This is a genomic window from Streptomyces sp. NRRL WC-3605 (assembly GCF_001509795.1).
GTDB classification, from domain to species: Bacteria; Actinomycetota; Actinomycetes; order Streptomycetales; family Streptomycetaceae; genus Streptomyces; species Streptomyces viridochromogenes.
Map to the genome: position 1 here is coordinate 223,512 of NZ_LLZN01000067.1, position 11,808 is coordinate 235,319.

5 protein-coding genes are annotated in these 11,808 nt (G+C 74.2%); 4 read left to right on the top strand and 1 reads right to left on the bottom strand.

The features are described from left to right. Nucleotides 1-220: 220 nt before the first annotated feature. Both ADL34_RS23035 and ADL34_RS23040 read left to right on the top strand, forming a co-directional pair. Nucleotides 221-511: a helix-turn-helix domain-containing protein gene (locus ADL34_RS23035; RefSeq protein ID WP_062668909.1), complete on the top strand. Its 291-nt coding sequence runs from the start codon at nt 221-223 to the stop codon at nt 509-511. Nucleotides 512-722: 211 nt separating this feature from the next. Further along, on the top strand, nt 723-1,400 hold the full coding sequence (locus tag ADL34_RS23040; RefSeq protein ID WP_062669084.1) for an AfsR/SARP family transcriptional regulator: 678 nt from the start codon (nt 723-725) through the stop codon (nt 1,398-1,400). An 86-nt stretch (nt 1,401-1,486) separates the two neighbouring features. On the opposite strand, the gene ADL34_RS23045 is transcribed toward ADL34_RS23040, so the two are convergent. Continuing rightward, on the bottom strand, nt 1,487-8,509 hold the full coding sequence (locus ADL34_RS23045; RefSeq protein WP_062668908.1) for an amino acid adenylation domain-containing protein: 7,023 nt from the start codon (nt 8,507-8,509) through the stop codon (nt 1,487-1,489). Between the two features lie 278 nt (nt 8,510-8,787). Between ADL34_RS23045 and sbnA the strand changes: the two genes are divergently transcribed. Beyond that, nucleotides 8,788-9,825 carry a 2,3-diaminopropionate biosynthesis protein SbnA gene (sbnA, locus tag ADL34_RS23050; protein ID WP_062668907.1) on the top strand — a complete coding sequence of 346 codons (1,038 nt, stop codon included), beginning with the start codon at nt 8,788-8,790 and terminating at the stop codon, nt 9,823-9,825. 54 nt (nt 9,826-9,879) lie between these two features. After that, a partial coding sequence (locus tag ADL34_RS23055; protein ID WP_159038969.1) for a condensation domain-containing protein occupies nt 9,880-11,808 on the top strand: 1,929 nt, incomplete at its 3' end.

Here is an 11,808-nt window from a genome sequence, read left to right on the forward strand (position 1 = left end):
TCCGTCATGTCTGTCATGTTTTGCGCTGGACACTCGCTAATCATCCTGTGAATTGTGTGCACGGCCTCTGCGACTCCTGTGGTGAAAGATGCGGGAGTTGTACACTCAGACGCGCGTTCGGGGAAGAGCGATCGCCGGAAGACCGCCGATGCACTGGGTGAATCGTCAACTTCCCTGACGCGACGACGGGGGAAAACGGGGCGATCAGGGGGAAGTATCCATGCACGGTGACGACGGCCTGCCGACCGCGCGCTGGCAGGCCGAGCTCGCTCGCGTAGACACGCTCTCGGACCGCGAGCTCCAGGTCTTCGCACTCCTCGGTGACGGGCATTCCAACCGCGGCATCGCGGCACGCCTCGAGGTCACCGAGCGGACCGTGAAGGCGCACGTCGCGAGCATCCTGACCAAGCTGGAAGTGGAATCACGCCTTCAGGTGGGATTGGTCGCTCAGGCCCATCACCACATGTACGAAGGTACAGTTTCGAACCACTCGGACATGTTCGATAATTGATCAGTTCGAGTAACTCCCAGGCAATTCCCTTGTCGGGCCCGTCGGAATGAGTCGCTGTTCCGCGTGCTGTGCCCGAAGTCGCGAGGTGGGAGCTCGCGGCCGAATTCTTGGATAGGGATGGGAATTTTTGGTGTACATCTCCATACTGGGCCCGCTGCTGATAGGGGACGGTCAGCGGACTGTCGGTCTGCGGGCGAAAAAGATCCGCGTCATGCTGACCATGCTGGCACTGAACCCCGGCCAGGTGGTGGCCTTCGACGAACTCATCGACGAACTGTGGGGCGAGAGCCCCCTGAAGAACACGCGCAACGCCCTGCAGGCCAACGTCAAGCGGATGCGCAAGGCGCTGGCCGAGTTCGGCTTCGAGGATCCCGACCAGACCCTCATCCGGACGGTGGACAACGGCTATCTGCTCGACGTGCCCGAGGAGGCCCTCGACGCCCACCGCTTCCTGCGGACGGCGGAGAAGGGCGCGAGTCTGGTCAGCGAGCGGCCGCACGAGGCGAGGGACCTGCTGCGCGGTTCCCTGTCCATGTGGCGGGGACCCGCCCTGCTCGACGTGAGCGACGGCCCGCGGTGCCGGGCGGTCGCCCTGCGTCTCGACGAACAGCGCAAGACCGCGAGGGAAGACCTGATCGAGGCTCAGCTTCAGGCCGGCGAGGCGGGGGTCGTCGTTGCCGAGCTGAAGCAGCTGCTCGCCCAGTACCCGGAACGCGAGCGGTTCAGCGAGCAGTTGATGATCGCCCTGTACCGCTGCGGGCGGCAGTCCGAGGCGATCGACATCTTCCACCGCACCCGCAAGTGGCTCGACGATGAGCTGGGTCTCAAGCCGTCGCGCCGGCTCCACAGCACGTACCAGGCGATCCTCATGCAGGACCCGTCGCTGTGAGCCCGCGGGACCGCTGAACCGGCGGCCACGGCAAGGCGCCGGCGACCCCCCTGGGGCCGCCGGCGCCTTCGTGTGCGCGGGCCGGGTCAGGTCCGGCGCAGCGCCCGTTCCGTGAGCGTGCCGATGAGCCGGGCCGGCTCCCCGGACAGCATCTCCTCGTGCCCGCAGCCGACCTCGTGCACCACGACCGGCCCGTCCACGTACGGCTCCCAGCGCGCCGCCGGGTCGGCGACCGGGGCGTCCTGCTCGTCCGCGGCCACGAACAGGGTCAGCGGGCCGTCGAACCGTCCGGGCGTGAAGTGCCGTGCGATGCCGGTGTGATGGCGCATGACGGTCATCAGCCGCTCCAGCTCCGCCTCGTCCACCGCGCGGCCCGCGGCGTGATGCTCCAGGAACGCGGTGCGCATCCGCTCGTCGGACACCACGGGGTCCTCCGGTGCGACCGGGCAGACGTCCAGCGCCGCGAGGAACGCCACCTCCTCACCGTCCGCCTGGAGCCGTACCGCCATCTCGTGCGCCACCAGACCGCCGAAGGACCAGCCCAGCAGGTGGTACGGCCCGTGGGGCTGGACGCCCCGGATCCGCTCGACGTAGAGGGCGGCCAGGGACGGTACGTCGGCGGGCGGCGACCAGGCGCCGGCCGGCGCGGCGACGCCGTCGGACTGGAGCGCGAACACCGGCCGCTCGGGGACCAGATGAGGAGCCAGCCCGGCGAAGGGCAGCCCGAAGCCGACCCCGCCGTGGACGCAGAACAGCGGTGCCAGCGAGCCCGAGGGACGCACGGGCAGCAGGGCCGTGAAGCCCTCGTCGTCACCCTCCTCCACCGGGGCCCGCCGCTCCGAGGCCGCCGCCAGTGCCGCCACCGTCCGGTGCGTGAACACGTCCGACAGGGAGAGCGTCAGGCCCGCCTTGGCGGCGCGGGACACGATCCGCACCGAGCGCAGACTGTCGCCGCCCAGCGCGAAGAAGTCCCCGTCGGCGTCGACCTCCGCCAGGCCCAGCACCTCGCGGAAGACGTCCGCCAGCGCCTGTTCGGCGGCCGTGCGCGGCGGCCGGGAGGGACGCCCGGAGGCGGGCGCGCCCGGCGCCGGGAGAGCCCGCACGTCCAGCTTCCCGTTGGTCGTCAGGGGGAGCCTCGGGAGGGTCACCAGGGCCGCCGGCACCATGTGGGCCGGCAGGAACCCGGCCGCGTGGCCGAGCACGGCGGCGGCGTCGACGCCGGCCACACCCGCGACCGGCACCACGTACCCGGTCAGCTGCTTCCCGCCGGCCGGTGTCGGGGTCGCCACGACCGCCGCCTGTGCGACCACCGGGTGCCGGGTCAGCGCGGCCTCGATCTCGCCCGGCTCGATCCGGAATCCCCGCAGCTTGATCTGCTGGTCGGCGCGGCCCACGTAGTCGAGGCTGCCGTCGGGCAGCACGCGGACCAGGTCGCCCGTGCGGTACATCCGGGTGCCGGGCGGGCCGTAGGGGTCGGCGACGAAACGCGCGGCGGTGATGCCGGGGCGGCCCAGGTAGCCGTGCGCGAGTCCGGCCCCGGCGACGCAGAGCTCACCGGTGACCCCGACCGGCGCGGGCGCCAGGGCCGCGTCCAGGACGTACAGCCGGACGTTGTCCAGGGGGCGGCCGATCGGGGGCCTGCCGCCCGGGGTGAGCGGGTCGCTCCAGGTGGCGCAGACCGACGTCTCCGTCGGCCCGTAGGCGTTGCGCAGGGTGACGTGCGGGGCCACCCGCTCCACCAGCGAAGGCGGGCAGGCCTCACCGCCGACCAGCAGGCACAGGTCACGGGGGAGCGCCGCCGGGTCGGGAAAGCCGGCGACCACGCTGGGCGGCAGGATCGCGTGGTTCACCGCGTTCTCGGCGATCAGCCCGGCCAGCAGCGGCGGGGACAGCCTGCTCTCGGCGGTCGCGAACACCAGGGTGCCGCCGCTGAACAGGGAGGCGGCCAGCTCCCACACGGTGGCGTCGAAGCTGAACGAGGCGAACTGCAGGACCCGGGTCCCCGGTCCCGCCCCCAGGCCCTCGCGCAGGGTGGCCGCCAGGTTCGCCGCGCCCGCGTGCGGCACGCCGACGCCCTTGGGCCGGCCGGTCGAGCCCGAGGTGTAGATGACGTACGCCGTGTCCCGCGGGCCCGCCCGGCGGACGGCCGGGGGAGCGGCGGCCCGCTCGTCCCGCCCGGCGGGGTCGTCCAGCAGCAGCGGGGACACGCCCGGCAGCCGGCCGGCGACCGCCCGGACGGACAGCACCTCGGCCGGGCGGGCGTCCCGCAGCATGTACGCGATCCGCTCGGCCGGGTAGTCGGGGTCCACCGGCAGATAGGCCGCGCCGGTCTTCAGCACGGCGAGCAGCGCCACGACCGTGTCCGGGGAGCGGGGCAGGGCCAGGGCCACCACGTCGCCGGGGCCGACGCCCCGGCCCAGCAGCCGCCGGGCCAGCCGGCCGGCCTCGGCGTCCAGTTCGCCGTAGGTCACGGGAGCCGCACCGGGGACGACCAGCGCCGGACGGTCGGGCGCCTTCGCGGCGTGGGCCTCGAACAGGTCGGTCAGCGTGACCGGTGGCCGGGGCCGGACCCGCCCCTGGTGCAAGGTCAGCAGCGCGTCGCGTTCCTCGGCGGTGAGCAGCGCGAGCGTGCCGACGGGGGCGTCGGGAGTGCGGGACGCCGCGTCGAGGAGGGTGGCCAGCGCCCGCGCGATCCGGTCCGCCGTCGCCTCGGTGAACAGGTCCGCGTTGTACTCCAGCAGGATCTCCAGCCCGTCCGGGGTGCCGTCCGGCATGGCCCGTTCGGTCACCTCGAAGGAGAGGTCGAACTTGGCCGTCGCCGACGGCACCATCTCCACCGCGGCCGCGATCCCGCCGATCGCCTGCAGCGGGTCGGCGGCGTTGCGGAACGCCAGCACCACCTGGACGAGGGGCTGCCGGGCGAGGGAACGAGTGGGCTTCAACGCGTCGACCAGATGCTCGAACGGCAGCTCGGCATGGGCGTACGCCGTCAGGTCCGTCTCCCGCACCCGCTCCAGCAGCCCCGTGAACGTGGGGTCGCCGGAGGTGTCGGTACGCAGCACGAGCGTGTTGACGAAGCAGCCGACCAGGTCGCGCAGCGCGTCGTCGGCGCGGCCCGCGACCGGGCTGCCCAGCGGGATGTCGGTGCCCGCGCCCAGCCGGGTCAGCAGTGCCGCGAGTCCCGCCTGCACGGCCATGAAGAGGCTGGCGCCCGAGCGCCGCGCCAGCCCGGCGAGCCGGGCGTGCGCCTCGGCGGGCACCGAACGGGCCACGCTCCCGCCCCGCCCGGAGGCGCGGGCGGGCCGCGGGAAGTCGGCGGGCAGCTCCAGCTCCTCCGGCAGCCCCTCCAGCACCCGCTTCCAGTGCGCGAGTTCGCCGGAGGCGAGGCTGTCCGGGTCGTCCCTCGTGCCGAGCAGCTCCCGCTGCCAGCGCGCGTAGTCCGTGTACCGCACCGGCAGCGGGGCCCAGTCCGGCGCCCGGCCGTCCAACCGCGCCCGGTACGCGGACGCCAGGTCCCGGGCCAGCGGCTCCAGCGACCAGCCGTCCGCGGCGATGTGATGCAGCGTCAGAGCCAGGACGTGGCTGCCGGCGTCCAGGGTGAACAGCCGGGCGCGCAGCGGCACCCGGGCCGACAGGTCGAAGGCGTGACCCGCCTCTTCTGCCAGGGCCCCCGCGAGCGCCTCCTCCCCGGGCAGCCCCACGACCTCCAGGGCGGCGCCCGCCCCGGCCACCTCCCGCGCCGACAGCACCAGCTGCGACGGAAGCCCGTCGCTCTCCACGAACACGGTGCGCAGGCACGCGTGCCGGGCCACCACGTCCGCGAGCGCCCGCCCCAGCACCGCCGGGTCGAGCGGACCGGTGAACCGGACCGCGAGCGGGATGTTGTACGTGCCGGCCGGGACACCCATCCGGCTGAGGAACCACAGCCGCTCCTGCGCGTACGACAGGGGCGCCGCCGCCCGGTCCTCCGGCGGCGCGGGCAGCAGCGCGGGCCGGCCCGGCGTCCGCGGGGCGCCCGGCAGGGCGCGGGCCAGCGCCTCCGCGGTACGGGTGTCGAACAGGGTGCGCACGGGGACGTCCACGCCGAGCTCCGCGCGCAGCCGGTTGGCGACCCGGACCGCGGACAGCGAGTGGCCGCCCAGCGCGAAGAAGTCGTCGTCGGCGCCCACCCGTTCGACGCCCAGCGCCTCGGCGAACGCGGCGCACAGCAGCTCCTCGCGCGCCGTGGCGGGCGGGCGGCCGCTGCCGCCGCGGTCCTCCGGCGGGTCGGGCAGCGCCTTGCGGTCGACCTTGCCGTTCGGGGTGGCCGGGAGCGTGTCCAGGGGGACGTACACGGCAGGGACCATGTGCGTGGGCAGCACCGCGGACGCGCGCTCCCGCAGCCGGTCGCGGTCGGTCCCTGCCGGTACGACATAGGCGACCAGGCGGGCCTCGCCGCCGTGGCCGGGGCGGGCCGTGACGACGGCCCGCTCGACGCCGGGCAGTGCGCCCAGCACGGATTCGATCTCACCGAGCTCGACGCGGTGCCCGCGGATCTTCACCTGGTGGTCGCTGCGGCCCGCGTACTCCAGCGCGGTGCCGTCGGCCGAGCGGCGCACGATGTCGCCGGTGCGGTACATGCGGCTGCCGGGCGGGCCGTACGGGTCGGCGACGAACCGGTCCGCGGTGAGCGCCGGGCGGCCCAGATAGCCGCGGGCCAGACCCGTCCCCCCGATGTACAGCTCGCCGAACGAGCCGTCCGGAGCGGGGCGCAGCGCGGGGTCGAGGACGTACACGGCCGTGTTGGAGATCGGCTCGCCGATGGGGGGCGGTCCCTGGAGCGCCGGGGCGAGGGGCGCGGCCGTGGACCAGACGGTCGTCTCCGTGGGGCCGTACACGTTGCTGACCGAGGCGCAGTGCGTGACGAGGGCGCGGGCCAGCGGCTCCGGCAGCGCCTCGCCGCCGACCAGCGCGCGCAGGTTCCGCAGCGCGGGCGCGTGCCGGGCGGTGAGGGTCTGCCAGAGGCTGGGGGTGGCCTGCATCAGCGTGGCGCCGGTGGAGGTGATCGCGTCGGCCAGGGCGGCCGGGTCGCGGACCGTCTCCCGGTCGGCGAGGACGAGTTCGGCACCCGCCGCCAGCGGGACGAGGAGTTCCAGGTTGGCGATGTCGAACCCGAAGGTGGTGACCGCCAGGAAGCGGTCCCCGGGGACGACCTCGAGGCGCCCCGCCATGTCGTGGACCAGGTTCGCGAGGGCCTCGTGGGGGACGACGACGCCCTTGGGCCGCCCGGTGGAGCCGGAGGTGTAGATCACGTACGCGGGGCAGCGCGGGTCGGTGACCGGGCCCCCGCCGTCCGCCGGTGTCCCCTCGGGGACGCCCTCCCCGTCGAGCACCCAGGTCGTGCCGGCCGAGACGTCCGCCAGGAGCGGCGCGACCCGGCGGTGCGTGAGCGTCACCACCGGGGCGGCGTCGGCCAGCATGTGACGCAGCCGGTCCGCCGGATAGTCGGGGTCGAGCGGCAGATAGGCGGCACCGGTCCTCAGGACCGCCAGCACCGCCACCACGAGGTCGCAGGAACGGTCCAGGGCGAGCGCCACCACCCGCTCGGGGCCCGCGCCCGCCGCGCGCAGGGCCGCCGCCAACCCGTCGGCCCGGGCGAGCAGTTCGCCGTAAGTGAGGCGTTCCGTGCCGCAGTGCACCGCCGGGGCGTCCGGTGTGCGCCCGGCCCACCGCTCCAGGAGCGGGGCGGGAAGGCGGCCGGGCAGGTCGGTGCGGGTGCGGTTGCGCCCGGTCAGCACGAGGGCGTACTCGCGGTCGTCCAGGAGCATGTCGAGACGGCCCGACGGCTCGTCGGGGCGGGTCACCGCGGCCTCCAGCAGCCGCGCGAGCCGCAGCCCCAGGGCGCGGGCCGCGGCGGCCGGGACCCGTGACGGCAGATGGTCGACGGCCAGGCCGAACGGGGTGCCGGGGAACACCGTGAGTGTCAGCGGGTAGTGGGTCGCCGAGTGGATGTCGACGCCCGTCACCCGGGGGCCCGAACCCGGCTCGGACGGCGTCAGCGGCGAGCGGTCCATCGGATAGTTCTGGAACAGCAGGGCCGTGTCGAACAGCTCGCCGCGCACCGCCGTGAGCTGCTGCACCTCGGCCAGCGTCAGATGCTCGTGCGGCAGCAGCGCGGCCTGCCGTTCCTGCACGGCGGCGAACAGCTCCGCCGGGGTCAGCCGGGGGTCCACGTCCACCCGCACCGGCAGGGTGTTCGCGAACAGGCCCACCATGTCCTCGACGCCGGGCAGTTCGGCCGGCCGGCCGGAGGTGACCGCGCCGAACAGCACGGTGTCCTGGCCGGTCAGCCGGGACAGCAGCAGGGCCCAGCAGCCCTGGACGACCGCGTTGACGGTCAGGCCCCGGGCGCGGGCGAACCCGGTGAGCCGCGCGGCGACGTCGGGGGCGAGCTCGACGGGGATCCGCTCGGGCAGATCCCGGGCGTCGGCGGTCCCGTCGTCCACCACCAGGCGGGTCGGCTCCGACACCCCGGCGAGCGCCTCCGCCCAGGCCGCCCGGGCCGCCTCACGGTCACGGGTGCCGAGCCAGGACAGATGGGCGCGGTAGGGCGGCACGGGCGCCGGCTCGCCCGGCCCGGCCGCGTACCGTGCCAGCTCCCGCGTCAGCGTCGCCATCGACCAGCCGTCGACCAGGATGTGGTGCACGGTCCACAGCAGCCGGGCACGGCCCCCCGGCGCCCTCAGCAGGGTGAAGCGGTGCAGCGGCGGGCGGCCGAGGTCGAACCGGCGCAGCCGGTCCTCCCGCGCCAGCCGGTCGAGCTCCGCGTCGTCCGCGTCGGCCAGGTCCACCTCCCGCCACGGCAGCTCCACGGCCTTCGGCACGATCTGCACGGCCTCCCCGGACCGCCGGTGCCGGAAGCAGGCCCGCAGCTGCGGATGGCGGTCGAACAGCGCCGCCGCCGCCCCGCGCAGCGCCTCCGCGCCGGCGTCGGTCAGGTCCTCGAGGTCCACCACCAGCTGAAGGGTGTAGCGGTCCGTCCCCTCCCGGTCGAATTCCGCGAGGAACAGCAGGCCCTGTTGCAAAGGCGAGAGCGGAAGGACTTCACTGATGGCTGATGGCCGATTCAAGCCGTGCTCCTCACAAAAGAGCTGTGGGACGGGCGGAAGCCGGGAGAAATTCCGACCGCACGACGATTTCCGATGGCACTGACGCTCAACTGACCGTGAACTGACGGCCCACTGACACCGGCGCCGCCCTCCCCGTCATCGCGCACCCGGCGCCGCCGCAGGTGCCCTGCCCTCCCGGAACCCGCCGGACCCCCGTCAGCAGACCGTCAGCACTGCGTCAGCGCGCGGCGACAGGCTGGGCGCCGAGGCTCATTCGTCGCCGAAGGCCAGGAGTGCCAGTGCCGGTTATATCCGCGTCGCATGAATTCGATGTCAGCGACCTCTTCGTGAATCTGCAACCGTTCTTCGGGCGTCGGCTCTTTCTCAAGGTCGAGGGATTCAACTTCGCCGGCTCCATCAAGCTGAAGGCGGCCCGGGAGATGGTCGCGCAGGCGGAGGCCGCCGGCGCCCTCGGCCCCGGCTCGACCCTCGTGGAGTCCTCCTCCGGGAACATGGGCGTCGCCCTCGCGCTGATCGCCGCGAACCGGGGCTTCAGGTTCCTGTGCGTCACCGACACCCGCTGCAACGCCGTGACCCGGCGCACCATGGAGTCGCTCGGCGCGGAGGTGCACGTCGTCACCGAGCCGCACGAGAGCGAGGGCTTCCTCGGCGCCCGCATCCGCCACGTCAAGGCGCTGCTGGCCGACGACGCGAAGAAGGTCTGGCTCAACCAGTACCTCAGCCCCGGCAACTGGATGGCCCACTACCGCACCACCGCGCCCGCCATCGCCCGGCAGTTCCCCGACCTGAGCGTGCTGTTCGTCGGCGCCGGCACCACGGGCACCCTGATGGGCTGCGCCCGCTGGTTCCGCGAGCGGCGCCCCTCGGTGCGGATCGTCGCCGTGGACAGCGTCGGCTCGGTCACCTTCGGCGGACCCCCGGCCACCCGGCACATCCCCGGCCTCGGCACGAGCGTGCGGCCCGCCCTGCTCGACGAGTCCCTCGTCGACGCCGTCGTCCACGTCCCCGAGGCGGACACCGTCCGCACCTGCCGGGAACTGACGCGGCACGGCTTCTCCTTCGGCGGCTCCACCGGCACCGCCGTCACCGGCGCGCTGACCTGGCTCGACCGGCACCACGGCGACACCGCGGGCCGGGCGGGCGAGCAGGTCACCGCGGTGACCATCTCCCCGGACCTCGGCGAGCGCTACATGGAGACCGTCTACCACGACGACTGGGTCACCCAAGCCCTCGGCCCGGACAGCCTCACCCCGGCCGCCGACCGCCGGCCGGCACGGACCGGCGCGACGGCCGGACTCGAACCGGTCTCCGGATGAACGGCACGAGCGGACGGATGGGTTGAGGCGCTGAGCATGACGGAGAGAAGAACGATGACGACAGACCGAGGCGCCGTCCTCCCGCTCACCGCGGCACAGGCGGAGATCTGGTTCGACGAGCAGTTCGCCACCGGGCCGCTCGGCTACAACATGGCCGACCACATCGACCTGCGCGGACCGCTGGACACCGAGGTGCTCGGCCGCGCCCTCGGGCGTCTGGGACACGAGGCCGAGGGACTGCGCGTGCAGTTCGTCGAGGAGGAGGGCGCCCCCGGACAGATCGTCCGGCCGCTCGCCCAGCTCCCCCTGAAGACCCTCGACCTCAGCGGCGAGGCCGACCCGCTCGCCGCGGCCGAGGCGTGGATGCGCGCCGACCACGCCGATCCCCTGAAGGTCACCGACTTCCCGCTGTTCCGCGGCGCCCTCATCCGGCTCGGCCCCGAGCACCACCTGCTCTACCTGTGCATGCACCACATCCTGGCCGACGGGTTCAGCCGCGCCCTGCTCTACCCGAAGCTCGCCGCCCTCTACACCCGGATCGCCGCCGGCGCCCGCCCGGACGACCTCGACGCGGACGCCATGCCGCCCTTCCACCGGCTCCTGGACGCCGAACGCGACTACCTCGGCTCCGGGCACGTCGAACGCGACCGCGCCCACTGGACCGCGCGGCTCACCGACACCACCCGCGGCCCGGCGCCCGAACTCGTCTCCCTCTCCACGCGGCAGCCCGCCCCAGGCCGCAGCGCACTGCGCCACACCGCCCGCCTCGGCACCGAGGCCACGGACGCCCTGCGCGCCCTCGCCCGGGACGGCAAGGTGACCCTGCCGGTCGTCCTGGTCGCCGCGGCCGCCGCGTACACCCGGCACGCCACCGGCGTCGACCGGCCGCTGCTCACCCTGCCGGTGACCGGCCGGGTCGGCGCCGCCAGCCGGGAGATCCCCGGCATGCTCGCCAACTACCTGCCCCTGGCCGTGCCCGTGCACCCCGGCATGACCCCGGCCCAGCTGCTGCGCCAGACCTGGGTCGAGGTGTCGGGCGCCCTGAAGCACCAGCGCTACCGGGGCGACCGCGTCCGCCGCGACATCGGCCTGCGCACCGACGACCGGCGCCCCTTCGGGCCGTTCATCAACGTCCTCGACCAGGACCCGGCGCTCGCCTTCGGCACCGACTGCCGGGGCACCGTCGTGAACCTGTCCACCGGCATCGTCAACGACCTCATCATCACCGTCCTCAACACCGCCGACGGCACGATGGAGATCCACCTCGACGGCAACCCGGAGCTCTACACGTCCGACGAGCTGGCCACCCACCTCGCCCGCTTCGAGACGTTCCTCGGCGACCTCGCCGCCCTGCCCGCCGACCACCCCGTCGGCCGCATCGGCATCGGCGCCCCCGGCGAACGGCTCGGACTGCTCGGCACCTGGGACCGGGACACCGAACAGGCGGGCTACGAGGGGCTCGTGGAGCGGGTCCGGGACGTCGCCGCCCAGTCGCCCGACGCCGTAGCCGTCTCCGACGGCACCGAGGAGGTCACCTACGCCGGGCTCCTCACCCGCGCCGCCGGGGTCGCCGCCCGCCTGCGCGCCGCCGGTACCGGTCCCGGCGCGGTCGTCGCCCTGCTCGCCGAGCCCGGCGTCCCGTTCGTCGCGGGCGTGCTGGGCGTGCTCGCCGCGGGCGGCGCCTATCTGCCGCTGGACCCGGCCGCACCGGCCGCCCGCAACGCGGGACTCCTGCGGGACAGCGGCGCCCGCCACCTCCTCCTCGGCGCCGGGCTCGACACCCCGGAGGCGGACGTCGTGGCGCTGCCGCTCACCGACCCCGCCGACGCGCGAGGCGACGCCGGACTCCCGGTGACCGGGGGCGGCCCGCTCGACCTGGCGTATGTGATGTTCACGTCGGGGTCGACGGGGCGTCCGAAGGGGGCGATGGTCCAGCGGTCGGGGATGGTGAACCACCTGTGGGCGAAGGTGCGGGATCTGGAG